Genomic DNA, 18,246 nt, shown 5'->3' with positions numbered 1-18,246 from the left:
GGTGGGTGTCGAGCAGGGAAGGGGAGGACGAGGTGGGTCAGGAACGCTTCGCGGCGGCCTTGGCGGCGGTCGCGACGGAGTGCCGCCGGATGGTCTGCGACACGGCGACGGCGACGATCAGGGCGCCGCCGTAGAACAGCTGCTGGACGAAGTTGTCCGCGCCGAGCATCTGCAGGCCGACGACCCCGGAGAACAGGAAGTACACGGCGATGAAGGTGCCGATCGCGTTGAACCGGCCCGGGATGATGGCGGTCGCGCCGAGGTAGCAGGCGGCGAACGCCGGGAGCAGGAACGACTGTCCGCTCGACGGGTCCGCGCCGCCGAGCGTGCCGGCGTAGACGACCCCGGCGACCGCGGCGGTGAGGCCGGCGCCGACGAACGCACCGACCCGGAGCCGTCGCACGTTCAGCCCGGACAGTTCGGCGACGGTGCGACCGGTGCCGACGAACAACAGCCGTCGGCCGACCGGGGTGGCGCTCAGCACGACCAGGACGACGACGGTGGCGATCAGGCCGTACACGAACGCCAGCGGCAGGCCGGCGAGCCCGCGCCACCCGACCGTGGCCTGCACGAGCGCGGGGTCGATGCCCGTCACCGACGACGAGGCGCTCATCCACTGGATGATCCCGATCATGAACGTCGAGGTGCCCAGTGTGACGATGAACGAGTCGATGCGGAACCCGACGGTGAGCAGGCCGTTGACGAGCCCGACCACGACGCCGATGACGAGACCGGCGGCGATCGCGGGCACGAGCGGGACGTCCATCTTCGCGTTGAGCACGGCGATGGTCATGGCGGAGAGCGACATCGTCGAGGCGCCGGACAGGTCGAACTCGCCCGCGGTCAGCGGGAAGAGGAACCCGAGCGCCAGGATGAGCAGCACCGACTGGGACCCGAGGATGTTCTGCAGGTTGCCGAGGGTCGGGTAGGTGTCGGGCAGCGCGATGCTGAACGCGATGACGATGACGAGCCAGGCACCGAGCAGGGCGTAGCGCTCGGTGTGCCCCCACGAGAAGCGCGGGCGGGTCGGACGGACGATCGAGGTCTCGAGGACGGGGTCGGCGGTGGTGGACATCAGGCGTTCTCCTTGACGAGGGAGGGAACAGCAGCAGGGGACGGAGCAGCGGGGGACGGAGCAGCGGGTTCGGCCGCGTCGACCAGGCTCGCCACGACGGCGGCCGCGATGACGTCGCGGTCGACGCGCTCGTCGGTCAGCACGTCGTGCACGCGGCCGTGGGCGAGGACGACGACGCGGTCGCACAGCTTCGCGAGCTGGTCGTAGTCGGTGGAGGCGCAGACGATGGCGACGCCCTGCTCCGCACTCCGGCGGAGCATCGAGAAGATCGCCGCGCGGGCGCCGACGTCGATGCCCTGGGTCGGTTCCTGGAGCAGCACGAGCCGGGGGTCGTCCTGCATCCACTTCGCCAGGACGGCCTTCTGCTGGTTGCCGCCGGACAGCGTGCCGAACAGAGCGGACGGGTCGGCGGGACGGACGTCGTAGTCGCGGACCAGTCCCGCGACGTGCGACCGTTCCCGCGCGGGGGAGAGGCCGAGCAGTCCGCGCAGCTTCCCGAGGACGGGGAGCGTGACGTTCTGCTCGACGGACAGGGTGAGCGCCCCGCCCTCGCGCTTGCGGTCGGCGGGGACGTACACGACACGGCGGGCGATGGAGGAACCGGGCGACACCCGGGTCAGGTCGATCGGGGCGGCCTGCACCCCGTCGTCCCGCACAGTGAGCGAACCGGTCGCGGGTCGTGCGCCGTACAGGCCGGGCAGCACGTCCTCGACCCCGGAGCCAGCGAGGCCCGTGATGCCGACGACCTCGCCGTCGGCGACGTCGAACGACAGGCCGTCGACGACACCGACCCGGAGGTCGCGGACCGCCACGACGGCGTCACCGGTGGTCGCCGGCCGGGGGGTCCTGGCGGCGGCGCCGTCGAGCCCGCGTCCGACGATGAGCGCGACGAGTTCGTCGGCCGTCGTCGTGGCGGTGTCACGGTGCGCCTGGACCCGGCCGGCCCGCAGGACGGTGACCCGGTCGGCGTGCTCGAGGACCTCGGACATGTCGTGCGAGACCAGCAGTGCCGAGGTGCGGCCGTCCGCGACGAGGTCCTTGACGACCCGGAACAGCAGGTCGGCGTCCTCCTTCGGCAGGAACACCGTCGGTTCGTCGAGCACGATGAGCGCGCGGTCGTCACCGAGTTCGGCGACGGCCCGCAGGATCGCGACGAGCGCCTTCTGGGTGTCGGAGAGCTCGTCGATCCGTGCGCGGGGGTCGATGTCGACCCCGTACCGTGCGAACAGCTCGGCGGCGGCTCGGTGCTCGGCGCCCCAGCGGACGAAGGGGCCCCGGCCGGCCACGACGGTCGCGAGCCGTAGGTTCTCGGTCACGCCCAGGGACGGGACGAGCGCGAGGTCCTGGTGGACGAAGCTGATCCCGACGCGGCGGAAGTACCCGGGCGGCACCGGGAGGGGCAGTCGGGCGCCACGGACCTCGATCGTCGCTCCCGGCTCCGGCGCGTAGGTGCCGGACAGGATCTTGATGAGGGTCGACTTGCCGGAGCCGTTCTCGCCGAGGAGCGCGTGGACCTGGCCGGGCAGGACCTCGAGGTCGACGTCGTCGAGTGCGGTCAGTCCGCCGAAGCGCTTCGTGAGTCCGCTGATCCGCAGCACCGGCACGGCGGTCACTCGGCCGCGCCCCAGATGGCCTCGTACCCGGTCTTGTACGCGTCGCCGTAGCCCTTGCTCGGCGCCGGCGGGGTGCCGGTCTCGTCGACGTTGTCCTTCGTGAAGACCTTGAGCGGGGTCTTCTCGTCACCGTCCTCGATGATCGGGGTGTCGGTCAGGACGCGGCCGGCCTGGTCGAGCGTGGCGTACGCGAGCCACTCCATGTTCTCGCCGATGTCCATCGTGAGGACGCTGCCGTCCTGCAGGATCTTCAGCACGGCGGGGGTGCCGTTGTACGACGAGGTGAACACCTGGCCGGTCTTGCCCGCCGCGGTCACGCCGGCCTCGACGTAGAGGGTCATCGAGTCGTAGACCGGCAGCACGTAGTCGAGGTTCGGGTTGGACTGCACGGCGGACTGCACGGTCGACGAGATCTTCGTCGCCCAGTCGGCGACCGGCACGTTCGTCACCTTGACGCTGCAGCCGTCGCACTGCGCCTCGAACTCGTCCTGCATCGCCTTGACGATGCCGCCGGACGGGGGGACCTCGGAGGACGTGATGATCAGGACGTCGCCCTGGCCCTTCGTCTCCTTGATGGCCCAGTCGGCGTTGAGCTTCGCGGCCTCGTGGAACGGGGCGGTCACCTGCGCGGCGACGAGGTCCTGCAGCTGGTCCGGCAGCGCCTCCCCGGTCTGGTACGTGTGGCTGATCAGCACGGGGATCCCCGCGGCCTTCGCACGCTTCAGCGCCGGGACGATGAGTTCACCGTTGACGCCCTGCGCCAGCACGATGATGTCGGCGCCGCGGCTGATCGCCTGGTCGATGCCGGCGGAGTGCTCGGTGGGCGTGCCCTGGTTCGTGTACTCGATCCACTTCGCGCCGTACTGCTCGGCGACCTTCTCGCCGGCCTCGTCGACCGCGGTGATGAAGGGGACGGCGGACGAGTTCGGGATGTTGAAGATCGTCTTGCCGGCGATCCCCGACATGTCGAAGGGCTCGCCCTCGAAGGTGAACTCGGGGTCGACGCTGGCCGCCTTGATCTGGCTCGTGGCGTGCTCGACCCCGGCGGTGTCGTCACCGGAGGTCGTCGTTGCGGTCGACGTGGCCGAGCAGGCGGACAGGAACAGCACGCCGGAGAGTGCGGCGGCGAGGAGCGCGGGGCGGGGGAGACGCGTTCGGGACGGTGCGGGGGACGACATCGGTCGGGGACCTCCTGGACGGGTGGAGCAGGGAAGGTGCGGGGAAGCTGCAGCGGGTACGACGAACACCCCGCGGCGCGGGGTGGCGTGTGCTGGGAGCCGGGAGACGTTCACCGGCGGCGGGGCGTCGGGGTGACGCCGGCCGCTGCAGTGGGGCTGATGCGAATGTAACGGCAGCGGGGAGCCAGCAGGCGGTCGCCCGGTAACGGTCCTGTTAGGCGTTTGTTTCGCTGGTGTTAGGCCACCCGCCGCGATGGTGCGCGCGGGGCGTCCGCCGCGTGGTTCCGCGGGGGACGACTGCGCCACCGAGGCCCGTGGACGCGCGGATCCGGGCGGTGACGGGGCGGCGACGGCGGGGCGAAACACGCCGGACGCATCCGAGGCGACTTCCGGTAACGGCGCTCTCACAATTCGCGGGCGACGGCCGCGCACGGCGGCTGGCGGAATGCCCAGGGGCCCCGGCCGCACAGCCGCGCTGACCGGGACATTCCGGCGTGGCCGGTCCGCGGGCCGCTGGCGTAACCCAGCCGATACGGATCCGGCACGGCGGCGAAACGAACGAGCGGTGGACTGCACCAACGACCCGCAGCACCAACGACCGCAGCACCAACCACCACGACAGGAGCACCCCGATGATCACCACCGTCGTCGCCGGCAACCCCAAGCCGGCCTCACGGACGCTCGACGCCGCGACGGTCGTGCTCGAACGCCTCACCGGTCGCGCCCCCGACCACGTCGTCGACGTCATCGACCTCGGCGCCGGCCTGCTCGGCTGGGGTGACACGGCGGTGTCCGACGCCGTCCGGACCGTCGCCGGCTCCGACCTCGTGGTCGTCGCGTCGCCGACGTTCAAGGCGACCTACACCGGCGTGCTCAAGCTGTTCCTCGACCAGTTCGGCACCGGAGACGGGCTCGCCGGCGTCGTCGCGGTACCGCTCATGCTCGGTGCCGGCCCGGCCCACGCGCTCGCCCCGGAGGTCTTCCTCAAACCGGTGCTGGTCGAACTCGGCGCGACCGTCCCCGCCCCCGCCCTGTACCTGAACGACAAGCAGTACTCGGACCCCGCATCGACCGACGTCTGGCTCGCCCGCTGGCGGGACGTCGTCCTCGGTGCGACCGCCAGCCACCAGGAAGGAACCGCGTCATGATCAGCCCCTACTCCACCGAGGCCCCGGACCTCTCCGCACTCAAGCAGGCGTTCTCGGGCTTCCCCTGCGGTGTCGCCGCTCTGTCCGCCGTCGTGGACGGCGAACCGACCGTGCTCGTCGCGTCGTCGTTCACCGTCGGGGTCTCGCAGGACCCACCGCTGGTGATGTTCGCCGTGCAGCACACCTCGACCACGTGGCCGGTGCTCCGCGACGCCGGCACGATCGGCGTCTCGATCCTCGGCGAGGGGCACGCGCAGGTCACGCGGCAGCTCGCCTCACGCGACAAGTCGGTCCGGTTCGTCGGGGTCGACACGACGGTCGCCGACACGGGAGCGGTCTTCCTGCAGGGGGCGCCGATCTGGCTGGAGTGCTCGGTCGAGCACACCTACCCGGCCGGCGACCACGACATCGTCGTGCTCCGGGTGCTCGGACTCATGTCCGACTTCGCGCACAGCCCGCTGGTCTGGCACCGGTCCGCCTTCGCGACGCTGAGCGCCTGACCTGCGCTGCGTGCCGGACCGACGCTGCGTGCCGGGCCGGCACCGGGCAACGGACAGGAGGCCCGGACCACGTGAGGCGATCTGCTCACGTGATCCGGGCCTCCCGTCCACACCGCGGCGTCAGCCGCGCAGCGCCTCCGTCAGCTTCACGCGACTGCCCGTCCGCAGCAGCGCGTTCTCGTAGACGCGGGCGCCCACCAGCACGACCACGACCACCGCGGCGACCACGATCAGGAGCGACAGGATCGGCTCCCACCACTCGGCCGTGCCGAGGAAGATCCGCATCGGCATGCCGATCGGTGCACTGAACGGCACGTACGACATGATGCCGAGCACCGTCGGGTTGTTGTACGCGACGATGATCAGGATGTACGGGATCATCACGAGCATCATCACCGGCGTGGTGACGCTGCCGACGTCCTCCTGACGCGACACCAGCACGGCCGCCGCGGCGAACAGCGACGCGATGAGCACGAAGCCGACGGCGAAGAACCCGACGAACCACAGGATGCTCGGGCCGAGCATCGAGAACATGTTGTCCTGCCCGGTGACCGCCAGGGTGACGACGGCGGCGATGGCCACGGCGACGATCTGCGCGAACGCCATCACGCTGTTGCCGAGGACCTTGCCGGCGAGCAGCGCCCTGGCCGAGATCGCGGACATCAGGATCTCGACGACCCTGGTCGACTTCTCCTCGACCACGCTCTGCGCGATGGACTGGCCGAAGGTCACGGCCGAGGCGAAGTACACGACGCCGAACGCGATGGCGATGAGGTAGACGAGTCCGCCGGGCAGCGCGTCCGGGTCGAGCAGCTCGATCCGCGGTGTGACGCTCAGCGCGGAGACGACGTCGGTCGGGGCTTCGTCGAGGCCGACGACCTTGTAGCCGAGCGGGTCGTCGGACGGCACGATCGCCGCGTCGACGTCGCCGTTCTGCACGAGCCGTTCCGCGTCGGCGACGGAACCGGACTTCGTGACGTCGAGCCCGCTCGTGGTGGGCAGCGAGACGCTGTCGACCACGGCGACCGGCGTGGTGTCGTCGGCGGTGGCCTTGCCGACGATGCCGCCGACCACGATGGACGCGACGACCATGCCGATCAGGATGAGGGCGGAGACCACGAAGGCCTTGCTGCGGATGCGTGCCTGGATCTCGCGTGCGGAGACGAGCCGCACGGCCTGCACGAAGGAGTCGTTCATCGGATGACCTCCCGGAAGACCTCGCTGAGCCGCGGGACCCGCGGGGCGAACGACCCGACGGTGCCCTGCTGGACGGCCCGCTGCAGGACGTGTTGGGCGGTGGACGGGTCGGCCTCGAAGACGGCGTAGCCGCCGTCGAACTCGCGGACCGTCACACCGGGCTCGTCGCGGAGCCAGGCGACGTCGCCGTCGACCAGCAGCTCCCAGGCGGCGGGCCCGGCCTGCTTGCGGAGTTCGTCCTGCGGGCCGGCGGCACGGATGGTGCCGCCCGCGATCACGACGACGTCGTCGCAGAGCCGTTCGACGACGTCGAGCTGGTGGCTCGAGAACAGCACCGGGACCCCGCGCGCCGCGGTCTCGCGCAGGACGCCGAGCACCGTGTCGACCGCCATCGGGTCGAGGCCCGAGAACGGCTCGTCGAGCACCAGCACCTCGGGGTCGTGAGCCAGGGCCGCGGCGATCTGCACCCGCTGCTGGTTGCCGAGCGACAGCTTCTCGACGGGGTCGTCGGCGTGGCCGGTCAGCTCGAGTCGTTCGAGCAACTCGGTGGTCCGCGTGGTCGCCGCGCGCTTGTCGACGCCGTGCAACCGGGCCATGTAGGTGATCTGCTCGGCCACCGGCATCTTCGGGTACAGCCCGCGTTCCTCGGGCATGTAGCCGAAGCGGCGGCGGTCGGCGGGCCGGACCGCGGTGCCGTCGATCGAGACGGATCCCGAGTCGGCCTGCAGCACGCCGAGCATGATCCGCATGGTGGTCGTCTTGCCGGCGCCGTTGCCGCCGACGAACCCGGTGAGGCGGCCGTTGCCGACCGTGAACCCCACGTCGTCGAGCACCCGGCGGTCGCCGAAGTGCTTGGTCACCCCTTCGATGGTGAGCATGTCGTACCCCTCTCGCGACGGCCTGCGCCGCCTGCGTCGACGCTATTGGCCGGGAGGCACGGGGCGCCTCCGCCATCCGGCGGGACTTGGGCGGGTGGTTGGCTCCACCGCGCGGGGGAGCGGGTCGGTGGGCTGCGGGCTGCGGGCGGCGGGCGGGTGGCGGGCACGGTGCTGGGTTGTTCGGCCGGTGGGGCTCTGGTTGCTCGGTGCGTCGTCGTGGCGGGGCACGGTGCGGTCAACGCCGCACGGGGTGAGCGAGGGCGCACGGTGCGGGCGTAGTGCGAGCGCGGCACCGTGCGGACTTGTCCTGCCGGTGCCGGATCTGTCGGCCTCGGTCAGCCGGCGACGCCGTGCTCGAACGCCCAGACGACCGCCTGGATGCGGTCGCGCAGCGCGAGCTTCTGCAGCACGTTCGACACGTGGGTCTTCACGGTGGCGTCACCGACGTACAGCTCGGCGGCGATCTCGGCGTTGCTGAGGCCCCGGGCGAGCAGCCGGAGCACTTCGGTCTCGCGCTCGGTGAGTCCGGCGGCTGCCAGCGCGCCGTCCGCGGTCCGCGCGCTCGCCACCGGTGCGGCGGTCGCACGGCTGATCACCCGGCGCGTGACGTCGGGCGCGAGCAGGGCGTCCCCGGCGGCGACGGTCCGGACGGCGTCGATCAGCCGTTCGGGGGAGGCGTTCTTCAGCAGGAAGCCGCTGGCACCCGCCTCGAGTGCCTGGAACAGTGCGTCGTCGCTGTCGAACGTCGTCAGGATGAGCACCGCCGGCGGGTCCGGCAACGCTGCGATCCGCCGAGCGGCCTCGAGTCCGTCGACGCCGGGCATCTGCACGTCGAGGCAGACCACGTCGGGGCGCAGGGCCCGGACGGCCTCGACCGCACGGGCGCCGTCGGGGGCCTCGCCGATCACCCGGAACCCCGGCTCGGACTCCAGGATCACGCGGAACCCGGCCCGCACCAGCTCCTGATCGTCTGCGAGCACGATCGTCAGGTCGGTCGCGCCGTTCGGGTCGTTCGTCTCGTTCACGTCGTCGGCAGCCATGCCCGCACCAGGTAGCCTCCCCGGGCGCGTGGCCCGATCTCGATCCGTCCGTCCACGGCTGCGACCCGCTCCCGCATGCCGATGTGCCCGAGGCCGCTGCCCGACGGGTTCCGCGCAGCACGGTCACCGTGCCCGTCGTCGGTGACCTCGACCTCGAGCCCGTCGTCGAGGTACCTGAGCCGGACGTCGGCGCGGGCGGTGGGCCCAGCGTGCTTCAGGACGTTCGTCACGGCCTCCTGCACGATCCGGTACGCGACGGCGGCGACCGTCGGCGGCACGGGACGCTCGTTGCCCACGACCACGTACTCGGTCGGGTGACCGGCGACCCGAGCGGACTCGGCGAGCTCGACGATGCGTGCGATGCCCTCGGTGCTCGGAGCGTCCCCGACACCGCGGTCACCGGTTCCCGGTTCGTCCGCCGACCGCAGGGTGCCGAGCATCCGGCGGAGCTCCTCGACAGCCGTGCGCGCGCTCTCCTCCACCACGCCGAGCGATGCCGTCGCCTGCGCGGGATCACGGTCGATGACCCGTCGGGCAGCGCCGGCCTGCACGCCCATCAGGGACACGTGGTGCGCGACGACGTCGTGCAGTTCGCGGGCGATCCGGACCCGCTCGATCGTCACGGCCTGGGCAGCGCTGCGCTCCCGTTCGGCCGCGAGCTCCGCGGTGCGCTCGTCGAGCTGATGCCGGGCGACGGCCGAGGCCCAGGCCCGGTTGCCCGCGTACCAGGCGGCGCCGAAGTAGATGACGTTGATCACGATGTTCAGCAGCGAGTACGCGATGTACGGGGGGATGAGGGCGCCCTCGTCGTTGGGCAGTGCGTTCGGTACCGCCCAGCCGAACGAGATCGCGAGGAACAGCCACGCGAACATCCCGCCGATGACGACCCACCGGACCACCTCGGCCCGCACCCGGTCGGCGCACCATGCGCCGACGGAGTACAGCGAGATGAACAGGGTGAAGTTGACCAGGAACACCTCGGGCACGTGCAGCAGCTGCGTGGCAGCGAACGCCAGCGCGGACACCACGGCAGCGGACATCGGGAACCGGCGACGGAATGCGATCGGGACCGCGTTCGCGACGATCATCAGGGCCGAGACCCACCAGGCCGCCTGGTCGTCGCCGTAGGTCCCCGCCGACCCGTACAGGACGGTGGTGATCGTCAGGCCGCCGGCGAGCACCAGGGCGAGCACGGCGTCCTGCCGGTGCTCGCGGCGCCCCACGGGCAGCCGTGACCACTCCGCTGTCGTCCCCATGCAGCAAACGCTAGCGGGTGCCGCCCCCGTCCAGGCCGTCGAGGGCCGCGAGGACCGCCGTGACCTCGGTGCGCGTCGTGTAGTCGACGTGCACGTCCACGAACCGGACGACACCGTGCTCGTCGATGACGAAGACCGACGGGAACGGGATCGCGGCGGTTCCGTCGGCGTTGCTGTCGGCGACGTCGAACCCGAGCTCCGTGTGGGCTGCTCGTGCCTCAGTGCTCGGCGCCGTGACGACGCCGAACCGACCGGCGAGCACGTTCTCCGGGTCGGACAGGACCGGGAATGCCAGCTCGCCGTTCGCGATCGACTGCTCGGTGCCCTCGGGGGTCTGCGGCGAGACGGCGACGAGTCGTGCCCCGCGTCCCTGCAGCGCGGGGAGCAACTCCTGCTGGTAGGTGCGGAGCGTGAGGTTGCAGTACGGGCACCAGGCGCCGCGGTAGAACACGATCACGGTCGGCGTGTCACCACGCGCGGCGCCCAGTGACGTGGCGGCGCCCGTCGCGTCCAGCAGTGGAGCGTCCGGGGCGTCGTCCCCGACGGCGAGGACACCGTCGGGGACGCCGTCGGCACGCAGGTCGGCCTGTTCCCGATCGAACACGGCGCTGAGCTCGGGGCCGATCTGCGCGGTGAAGCCGTCGTTGAACTCGTCGACTCGACGAGCGATGGTGTCGTGGGGCATCGGGTACTCCGTGGTCGTGGGCGGCCGGGTCGCCGTCGGAGGGAGCGTAGGCACGTCCCGGGGCTCGCGGTCCCGTCGCTCGTCACGGAGCGTCACGGAACCGGGTGGTCGGGGAGTATCCTCCCGCCATCGAGCAGGGGAGTCACCATGCAGTTCCTCGTCAACGTCATCGACGACGGGCAGGCCGACGCCGCCGGTCGCACGGAGTCCGCCACCCAAGCCGAGGCCACTGCGGTCGATGCCCTCAACGAACGCCTGGGCGACGCCGTCGTGTTTGCCGCCGGGGTGTCCGCCCCCGGCGACGGCACCGTCGTCGACGCCCGTGGCGGCGGTTCGGACACCACGCCCGGACTGGTGGCCGACAGCGCCGAGTTCGTCGCGGGCTTCTGGGTCATGGAGCTGCCGGATGCCGAGACGGCGCTCCGTGTGGCGCACGAGGCGTCGCAGGCGTGCAACCGGAAGATCGAGCTGCGTCCACTGCTGTGACGCGGGTACCGCTCCTCGGCCCGCTCCGCTTCCCGACCACGGCGGGCACGGCGCTCGCCGCCGTGACGAGCGCCCCGACCACGAACGTCGCCGCGTAGCCCGCCCTTCCGACGAGTGCGCCCGATGCCGCCGATCCCACGGCCTGGCCGAGCACGAGCGCGACGAAGAGCACCGACGTCCCCGCCGACGACCGCGCAGCGTCGAGTTCGGTCGTCCAGGCGATCAACGCGCCGGTCGCCGCCGTGTAGCCCCAGCCGAACACCGCACACGCCAGCATCGCCACCGCCGTGGACTGCGGCGCGACACCGAGTGTGACGACAGCCACCGCCACGGCGCCCGCGGTCACCGCCCAGAGCGTCCGCGCGCGGAGTCCGCTCGTCCACCGAGCTGTCACGGCGACCGCAGCACCGCCGACCCCGAGCGCGATCCACGCCGACACCGACACCACGACGGGCGCGCCCGCGTCGACCAGCGCGGAGCGGCCGTAGGTCCACACGACCGCCGATCCGGCACCGAAGAGCAGCGCGAGCGCGATGACCCGTCGGTGCGCCGCGAACCACGCCGTCCCCGGTGCGGCTGGTCGGCCACCGCCGGACCCGCTCCGACGGGACACCACCAGCAGCACGACGCCGACGACGAGTGCGAAGACCCCGGACCACGCCCAGGCCGTCCGCCAGTCGGGCAGGAGCACGAGTGCGAGCGCCCCCGCGGCGACCAGCCCCGGACCGGTCCCCGAGTTGACGACCGCCTGCGCAGTTCCCTGCACGGGCCCCGGTACCGCGCGCGACACGAGCTGCACGAGGGCCGGTGAGGCGAGCCCGGCCCCGGTCGAGGCGACCACCGCGGCGATCCCGAAGGACCACGTCCCCGGCGCCGCCGCCATCGCGAGCGCACCGACCCCGGCGACTCCGGCGGCTGCGGCGACGAGCCCCCGGGGGACGCGTGCGGCGACCAGGAACCCGACCACCGCGCCGACGCAGTACATCGCAGAGGCCCCCGCGGAGACCCACCCGGCGGCGTCCGGGCGCAGGCCGAGGTCGCGTTGGACGTCGGGCAGGAAGAGCCCGAACGCCAGGCGGACCAGCCCGTACGTCGCGGCGATCAGGGCCAGCCCGCTGCCGAGGAACACCCACTGTCGTAACGAAAACGATCGTTTCACTTTTGAGAGCCTAGGGTGCTTGCATGGCGATGCGTCCAGGAACCGAGCAGCGGCTGCTCGACGCGGCCGAGGAGCTCTTCTTCACGCGGGGAATCGCCGCCACCCCGATCGACGCCGTGCTCGACCGCGCCGGGATCTCGAGCGCCACGCTCTACCGCGGGTACGCGAGCAAGGAAGCCCTGGTCGCCGCGGCACTGGATCGGCGGCACGACGACTGGCTCGCCACGTGGGACCGCGCGGTCGAGGCTGCTCCGGACGACCGTGGCCGCCTGCTCGCGGTGTTCGACGCGCTCGACGACTACCGGTCGACCGCCGCTGGTTCACGCTGGTGCGCGTTCCTCGGGACCGCTGCCGAGTACGCGGACGCCCCCGCCGAGGTGCACGAGGTGCTCGACCGCGAGACCGGGGCGCTCCGGACCCGGCTGACCGAACGTGCCGCGCCCGTCGTCGGCGAGCGCGCCGGGGCCCTGGCCGACCAGCTGCTGCTCGTCGTCTCCGGGTACCTCGCGATGCGCCTGCGCGATCCGTCGGTCGGCACGGCGACGGCGCGTGCGGTCGCCGTGGCGCTCGTCGCAGCAGCCTGACCGCTCGTCAGCGCCCCGGGGTTCTCCGACGCTGCGCTGGGTATCTTGCCCGGTGTGCAGCGACTCTCCCCGACCCTCGTGATGCAGCGCGTGACCCCTGACGGAACGGTGCCCCTCGGATGACCCGTTCGCGTGCGTCGACGATCACCCGTCGGTCGCTGCTGATCGGGGGAGTCGGCATCGTCGCCGCGGGTGCAGCCGCCGAGGCGGTGAACCTCGACCTGCTGCCGGGTCGGTCGACGATGTACCGCGTGCTCGGGCTCAACGGTGCCGACGGCACGATCCCCGACGTCGACCCGGTCCCCTCGGTCTCCGGCACCTTCGTGTCGACCGCGCGGAAGGGACGGACCGTCGGGTGGACCATCGCCGCTCCGGAGTCGGACACCCCGCTGCCGGTGGCCGTCGCGTTGCACGGCTACGGCGACGACCACTCGGCGTTCTTCGGGCGGGAGCTCGGATGGGACCGGTTCCTCGCGGCGCACATCACGAGTGGCGGCGCTCCGTTCGCGATCGCCTCGATCGACGGCGGCAACCGCTACTGGCACCACCGTTCCGACGGGGACGGCCCCGCAGCGATGGTCGTCGACGAGTTCCTGCCCCGGATCGCGCGGCGCGGGTTCGACACCGACCGGCTCGCGCTGACCGGGTACTCGATGGGCGGGTTCGGCGCCCTCCGGCTCGGCGGGGTGCTCGGTGCGTCCCGCGTCCGCGCCGTGTCGGCGATCAGTCCGGCGCTCTGGACGGCAGCAGCGGACACCGCCCGCGGAGCCTTCGACGACGCGGCCGACTTCCGTGCGAACACGGTCCTCGGTCGGCAGCGCGCGCTCGAGGGAGTCGCCGTCCGTGTCGACTGCGGCAACGGCGACGGGTTCGCTCCGGCGGCGCACGCCTACGTCGACGGCTTCCCGACGCCGCCCGCCGGGGGCTTCGAGCCCGGCGCCCACACACACGGCTACTGGCGCCGCCTGGCACCGCAGCAACTCGCCTTCCTCGGCCGTCACCTGGGTCGCTGACCCAGCCCGCGCCCTGGGCGGTCGCCGAGGCGGACGGGAGGCCCGTGGCGGCCCCGCACCGCGCCTCCAGGCCGTCGACTGGTCGCGCCCACGGCCCGTGCCGCGTGGCGAGCAGCGCTCAGGCTCGCCCGCGGTTGCGGCGCCGGATCTCCTTCGGCGCCCGACCAGCCATGAAGGACCTCGCAGGGTCGACGAGGAAGCCCTGTCGCAGGGCCTCGCGCCCGACGAGCATCCGGAACCCCATCTGGTCGCGGTTGCTCAGGGTGACCTCGGACACGACGGCGCGCCCGGCCAGGGTGATCGTGGTGAGCACGACGATGCGCTCCTGGGTGTGCCCGGTCGAGCTGCGGATGATGCGCCGGTCGTGCACGGCGCACTCGATCGTGACGGCGTCGGCATCGGTGTCCTGCCACGGGTGCACCGAGAACCGCACCCGGTCGCCCGGGAGTTCTTCGAGGTCGAACGCGTGCAGTGCCGAGCTGCGCGCACCGGTGTCGAGCTTGACCTTGATCCACGGCAGCCCGAGGTCCGGCAGGCCGGCCCACTCGCGCCAGCCGGCGACGACGAGTCCGCCGTCGGGGGACTTCGGAGCACGGGCCATGTGCCCATCCTGTCCCATGCACGACCCGGCCGGTCAGGCGGGTGGGTTCGGCACCATCCGGACGGCGCTCTTCCGCGGCGGCCCGGGCAGCACCGAGACGCCGGCTGCTTCGACCGCACGTGCTCCGTCGATGACCGCGGTCGCGCCGCCGAGCGACGGTGCCGGCCCCGCGGTTCCGAACAGTGCCCACGCCTCGCCCCCCGGGTCGAACCGCGAGTCGTAGCGGAGCGCATCGACCAGGTCCTTGAACAGCTCGGCCCATGTCTGCGTCACGGCGTAGTCGCCCATGGTCGTGAGTTCGCTCGTGACCCCGAAGCGTGCAGCGCCCGCGCCGCTGACGTGGGCGGAGCTCGCATCGGACGGCGGGGTGATCGTCGAGACGCGGAGGACGGCAGCGTCGGCAGCGCTCACTTCGTTGCGGCGGATCTTCGGGCCGAAGAACTCTCGGACAGCGGTCGAGGCCGCGGCTGCGAAGCAGCACGTGCCGTTCGGTTCCCGGAGGTTGAAGCGGCTGTGGGGGTGGCTGGCGAAGTACCAGGGCGCGAACTCGGCGAGGTGCGCGCGGAACACCTCGGCGGGGAGTCTGCCCCCGTCGGGGAAGCCGGTCAGGTCGAGACCGGCCGGTGGCGCGGTCTGGACGACGTCGGTGCGTGCGACGGTGGTCATCCGAGTCGGAACGCTCCGGCGAGTGCGGCGAGACGGACTGCTTCGTCCGCGCGGTCCGTCCGGAGCGCCCGGGCCGGCGTGAGTCCGTCGAGTTCGTCCGCCGGCGCGTTCAGCCACACGGCATCGCCCCAGGGGTCGACCCGGTCGGGGTCCAGGCCGGCCAGGACGTCGCGCAACCGTGGGAGCAGGATGCCCCGTGCATCGAACTGGAACGACGGGTAGAGCCGGAAGCCGTCGGCTGACAGCACGCAGAGCACGTCGCCGACCTTGGCCTGCGCGTCGAGGGTCTGCCGGCTCATCTGGAACCACTTCCGCAGGCCGGCAGTGTCGTAGAACGGTCCGACGCGCTCGTCGAGCACATCGGCGCCGGGGATGCTGGCGAGCATCCGCTCCGCGACGGCGTCCATCGATCCGTTCACCCGCTCGACCTCGGCGAGGTCGATCAGGTCGACGTGCCGCAGGAGCGCGGCCACGAGGCGATCCCGGAGGTCGTCCGCCGCACCGGTGGAGGTGGTGGTCGGTGGCGCGACCGCCTCGGTCGAGGAAGGTCTCCGCGATCGGACACGCCACTCGGACGACGCGGGTCGCCGCGACGTTGACCGTCCGGACCCTGCGAGTCGAGGGGTCCGGTTGCTCCGGGTCGCCCGGAGACCGTACTGGTTCTTCGTCATTGCGCCCACCGTCCGATCAGTCAATCCAGCGTACCGCACAAGCGTCAAAAGAGTACAACGCGCTCGCTCTCCAAGGCGGTCAGTGGCATCGCGGCGCGGGCGTGCTTGGATGGACCGTCGCCGTCGATCCCACCCCGCGGAGAACCCCTCGATGAAACTCGCCATCCTGTCCCGCGCCCCGCAGGCGTACTCGACCCAGCGCCTCCGTGCTGCGGCGCTCGACCGCGGCCACGACGTCAAGGTGCTGAACACGCTGCGCTTCGCGATCGACCTGTCCGGCGAGGACCCGGACCTGCTGTACCGCGGCAAGCTCCTGTCCGACTACGACGCGGTGCTGCCCCGGATCGGCAACTCGATCACCTACTACGGCACCGCGGTGGTGCGGCAGTTCGAACAGATGGACGTGTACACGCCGAACACCGCGACGGGCATCACGAACTCCCGCGACAAGCTCCGGGCGAACCAGATCCTGTCCCGCCACCACATCGGCATGCCCGCGACGACGTTCGTGAACAGCCGGGCCGACGTCCGCGGCGCGATCGAACGGGTCGGCGGGGCTCCGGTCGTGATCAAGCTGCTCGAGGGCACGCAGGGGATCGGCGTGATCCTGGCGCCGGAGGAGAAGGTCGCCGAGTCGATCGTCGAGACGCTGCACTCGACGAAGCAGAACGTCCTGATCCAGTCGTTCATCTCGGAGAGCCGCGGTCGTGACATCCGCGCGCTCGTCGTCGGCGACCGGGTGGTGGCCGCGATGCGCAGGACGGCGTCGGGGGACGAGTTCCGGTCCAACGTGCACCGTGGCGGCACCGTCGAGAAGGTCACGCTGTCGCCGGAGTACGAGGCGGTCGCGGTCCGGTCGGCGCAGATCATGGGGCTCAAGGTCGCCGGTGTCGACATGCTCGAGGGCAACGACGGTCCGCTCGTGATGGAGGTCAACTCGTCACCGGGGCTCGAGGGCATCGAGCGTGCGACGGGCTTGGACGTCGCCGGCGCGATCATCGACTTCATCGGCAACCAGGTGGCCTTCCCCGAGATCGACGTGCGCCAGCGGCTCAGTGTGTCGACGGGCTACGGCGTCGCCGAGCTGCTCGTGCACACCAACGCCGACCTGGTCGGGAAGACGATCAAGGAGTCGGGACTGTGGGACCGGGACATCACCGTGCTGACCCTGCACCGGGGCGCGACCGTCATCCCGAACCCGCGCAGTGGCGTCGAGCTGCAGGCCAGTGACCGGCTGCTCTGCTTCGGCAAGCTCGAGGAGATGCGCTCGATGGTGCCGGACCGTCGACGCCGTCGCAGCAAGATCCGGAAGCTCCCGAAGGACGCCTGACACCGCGCGTCCAGCCGAGCCGGACTGCACACACAGGTGAAATGAGGAAGTATGTGTCGGTGACGATCATGACGGAACGGCCGGTCGACCGGGCAGCGAGCAGTGACCGGGCGCCGAGCAGTGAACCCGAGCAGCCCGGCAACGCCACGGCGAAGCACCACAACGTCTCGCTGCTGTCCGTGGCGACGACGACCGCCGAACGCGTGACGACCTCCGCCGACATCGAGGCCAAGCTGCGCGGCGTGCTCCGCCGCCTCCGTCTGCCGATGGGACTGCTCGAGCGGGTCGCCGGTGTGATCGAGCGCCGCAACTGGGGCGAGGGCCAGACCTTCCAGGACGCCGCCATCGACGCCGGCCGTCGCGCCATGGCCGAGGCGGGGGTGCGTCCGGACGAGATCGGGCTGCTGATCAACACCTCGGTGACCCGTCCGCACCTCGAGCCGTCGGTCGCCGTGCGCCTGCACCACGGGCTCGGTCTGCCGTCGTCCGCGATCAACTTCGACATCGCGAACGCCTGCCTGGGGTTCGTCAACGCCATGAGCGTCGCCGCGGGCATGATCGACTCCGGTCAGATCAAGTACGCGCTCGTCGTCGACGGCGAGGACGCCGACCAGGTGCAGCTCAACACCATCGACCGCCTGAACCAGGGCGGTCGGAACCGCAAGGACTTCATGAGCGAGTTCGCGAGCCTGACCCTCGGGTCCGGTGCCGCGGCCGCCGTGCTCGGCCCGGCGGACCTGCACCCCGAAGGGCACCGGATCGTCGGCGGCGTCACCCGCGCGGCGACCCAGTGGTACGACCTGTGCGTCGGCAGCGTGGACGGCATGTTCACGGACGCCAAGATGCTGCTCAAGGGCGGCATGGAGCTCGTCGTCGCGGCCTGGACCGAGGCCCGTGCCCACTTCGACTGGGCCGACATGGACCGCTACGTCCTGCACCAGGTCTCCGACGTGCACACCAACGCGTTCGTCGAGGCCATCGGCATCCCGCGCGACAAGGTCCCCACCACCTACCAGCGCTTCGGCAACGTCGGCCCGGCGTCGATCCCGATCACCCTGGCCGACGAGGTCGAGTCCGGCGGCATCCGTCGCGGTGACCGCGTGTTCCTGGGCGGCGTCGGTTCCGGCATCAACACGGCGATGATGGAACTCCACTGGTGAGGTCCC

The 18,246-nt window shown here is 71.6% G+C and carries 19 protein-coding genes; 7 read left to right on the top strand and 12 right to left on the bottom strand.

Annotation, left to right across the window (positions count from 1 at the left end):
- Nucleotides 1–37 precede the first annotated feature (37 nt).
- Genes ACIPV1_RS08750 through ACIPV1_RS08740 form a run of 3 tightly spaced genes read right to left on the bottom strand, consistent with a single transcriptional unit; the run spans nt 38 to nt 3,866 of the window.
- Nucleotides 38–1,075, bottom strand: coding sequence for an ABC transporter permease (locus ACIPV1_RS08750; RefSeq protein WP_123341179.1), 1,038 nt, complete (start codon nt 1,073–1,075; stop codon nt 38–40).
- On the bottom strand, nt 1,075–2,688 hold the full coding sequence (locus ACIPV1_RS08745) for a sugar ABC transporter ATP-binding protein (protein WP_402726172.1): 1,614 nt from the start codon (nt 2,686–2,688) through the stop codon (nt 1,075–1,077). The genes ACIPV1_RS08750 and ACIPV1_RS08745 overlap by 1 nt, the downstream gene beginning before the upstream one ends.
- Entirely contained in the window at nt 2,685–3,866 is a 1,182-nt protein-coding gene (locus ACIPV1_RS08740) for a sugar ABC transporter substrate-binding protein (RefSeq protein ID WP_402726171.1), read from the bottom strand. The genes ACIPV1_RS08745 and ACIPV1_RS08740 overlap by 4 nt, the downstream gene beginning before the upstream one ends.
- Nucleotides 3,867–4,498: 632 nt before the next feature.
- On the opposite strand from ACIPV1_RS08740, the gene ACIPV1_RS08735 reads away from it, so the two are divergent.
- The gene (locus tag ACIPV1_RS08735) at nt 4,499–5,014 is read left to right on the top strand and encodes an NADPH-dependent FMN reductase (RefSeq protein WP_131880358.1); all 516 of its coding nucleotides are present in this window, start codon (nt 4,499–4,501) and stop codon (nt 5,012–5,014) included.
- On the top strand, nt 5,011–5,514 hold the full coding sequence (locus ACIPV1_RS08730; protein ID WP_123673676.1) for a flavin reductase family protein: 504 nt from the start codon (nt 5,011–5,013) through the stop codon (nt 5,512–5,514). Before ACIPV1_RS08735 ends, ACIPV1_RS08730 begins: the two co-directional genes overlap by 4 nt.
- A gap of 120 nt (nt 5,515–5,634) precedes the next feature.
- Here ACIPV1_RS08730 and ACIPV1_RS08725 read toward each other — a convergent pair whose 3' ends face one another.
- The 5 genes from ACIPV1_RS08725 to ACIPV1_RS08705 all read right to left on the bottom strand — a co-directional run bounded on the left by ACIPV1_RS08725 (nt 5,635) and on the right by ACIPV1_RS08705 (nt 10,570).
- The gene (locus ACIPV1_RS08725) at nt 5,635–6,711 is read right to left on the bottom strand and encodes an ABC transporter permease (RefSeq protein WP_132099822.1); all 1,077 of its coding nucleotides are present in this window, start codon (nt 6,709–6,711) and stop codon (nt 5,635–5,637) included.
- Nucleotides 6,708–7,589: an ABC transporter ATP-binding protein gene (locus tag ACIPV1_RS08720; protein ID WP_402726170.1), complete on the bottom strand. Its 882-nt coding sequence runs from the start codon at nt 7,587–7,589 to the stop codon at nt 6,708–6,710. Before ACIPV1_RS08720 ends, ACIPV1_RS08725 begins: the two co-directional genes overlap by 4 nt.
- 335 nt (nt 7,590–7,924) lie before the next feature.
- Nucleotides 7,925–8,629 (bottom strand): response regulator transcription factor, encoded by a 705-nt coding sequence (locus ACIPV1_RS08715; RefSeq protein ID WP_123291748.1) that lies wholly within the window; start codon nt 8,627–8,629, stop codon nt 7,925–7,927.
- A complete protein-coding gene (locus ACIPV1_RS08710) occupies nt 8,611–9,885 on the bottom strand; it encodes a sensor histidine kinase (RefSeq protein ID WP_402726169.1) in 1,275 nt (424 codons plus the stop codon). The genes ACIPV1_RS08715 and ACIPV1_RS08710 overlap by 19 nt, the downstream gene beginning before the upstream one ends.
- A 10-nt stretch (nt 9,886–9,895) precedes the next feature.
- A complete protein-coding gene (locus tag ACIPV1_RS08705; RefSeq protein WP_402726168.1) occupies nt 9,896–10,570 on the bottom strand; it encodes a peroxiredoxin-like family protein in 675 nt (224 codons plus the stop codon).
- A 147-nt stretch (nt 10,571–10,717) separates the two neighbouring features.
- On the opposite strand from ACIPV1_RS08705, the gene ACIPV1_RS08700 reads away from it, so the two are divergent.
- Nucleotides 10,718–11,056 carry a YciI family protein gene (locus tag ACIPV1_RS08700; protein WP_402726167.1) on the top strand — a complete coding sequence of 113 codons (339 nt, stop codon included), beginning with the start codon at nt 10,718–10,720 and terminating at the stop codon, nt 11,054–11,056.
- Here ACIPV1_RS08700 and ACIPV1_RS08695 read toward each other — a convergent pair.
- Nucleotides 10,962–12,185, bottom strand: coding sequence for an MFS transporter (locus ACIPV1_RS08695; RefSeq protein ID WP_402726166.1), 1,224 nt, complete (start codon nt 12,183–12,185; stop codon nt 10,962–10,964). The genes ACIPV1_RS08700 and ACIPV1_RS08695 overlap by 95 nt on opposite strands.
- Before the next feature lie 53 nt (nt 12,186–12,238).
- On the opposite strand from ACIPV1_RS08695, the gene ACIPV1_RS08690 reads away from it, so the two are divergent.
- Both ACIPV1_RS08690 and ACIPV1_RS08685 read left to right on the top strand, forming a co-directional pair.
- Complete coding sequence (locus ACIPV1_RS08690; RefSeq protein ID WP_123939328.1) at nt 12,239–12,799, top strand: TetR/AcrR family transcriptional regulator; 561 nt, start codon at nt 12,239–12,241, stop codon at nt 12,797–12,799.
- A gap of 119 nt (nt 12,800–12,918) precedes the next feature.
- A complete protein-coding gene (locus tag ACIPV1_RS08685) occupies nt 12,919–13,812 on the top strand; it encodes an alpha/beta hydrolase (protein WP_402726165.1) in 894 nt (297 codons plus the stop codon).
- 118 nt (nt 13,813–13,930) lie between these two features.
- Here the strand turns inward: ACIPV1_RS08685 and ACIPV1_RS08680 are convergent, their stop codons facing one another.
- Genes ACIPV1_RS08680 through ACIPV1_RS08670 form a run of 3 tightly spaced genes read right to left on the bottom strand, consistent with a single transcriptional unit; the run spans nt 13,931 to nt 15,552 of the window.
- Nucleotides 13,931–14,413 (bottom strand): RimK/LysX family protein, encoded by a 483-nt coding sequence (locus ACIPV1_RS08680; protein WP_159573400.1) that lies wholly within the window; start codon nt 14,411–14,413, stop codon nt 13,931–13,933.
- A gap of 33 nt (nt 14,414–14,446) precedes the next feature.
- A complete protein-coding gene (locus ACIPV1_RS08675) occupies nt 14,447–15,079 on the bottom strand; it encodes an RES family NAD+ phosphorylase (RefSeq protein ID WP_402726164.1) in 633 nt (210 codons plus the stop codon).
- On the bottom strand, nt 15,076–15,552 hold the full coding sequence (locus ACIPV1_RS08670; protein ID WP_402726163.1) for a hypothetical protein: 477 nt from the start codon (nt 15,550–15,552) through the stop codon (nt 15,076–15,078). Before ACIPV1_RS08670 ends, ACIPV1_RS08675 begins: the two co-directional genes overlap by 4 nt.
- Before the next feature lie 349 nt (nt 15,553–15,901).
- Here ACIPV1_RS08670 and rimK point away from each other — a divergent pair, with 349 nt between their 5' ends.
- Entirely contained in the window at nt 15,902–17,080 is a 1,179-nt protein-coding gene (gene rimK / locus ACIPV1_RS08665) for a 30S ribosomal protein S6--L-glutamate ligase (protein ID WP_123291758.1), read from the top strand.
- A 53-nt stretch (nt 17,081–17,133) separates the two neighbouring features.
- A complete protein-coding gene (locus ACIPV1_RS08660) occupies nt 17,134–18,240 on the top strand; it encodes a 3-oxoacyl-ACP synthase III (RefSeq protein ID WP_123939401.1) in 1,107 nt (368 codons plus the stop codon).
- Nucleotides 18,241–18,246: the final 6 nt, after the last annotated feature.

The sequence above is a fragment of the Curtobacterium sp. NPDC089991 genome, from assembly GCF_044748425.1.
In the GTDB taxonomy this organism is placed as follows: domain Bacteria; phylum Actinomycetota; class Actinomycetes; order Actinomycetales; family Microbacteriaceae; genus Curtobacterium.
Note: the sequence above shows the minus strand (reverse complement) of the source record. Positions and strands in the feature narration are given on the sequence as shown.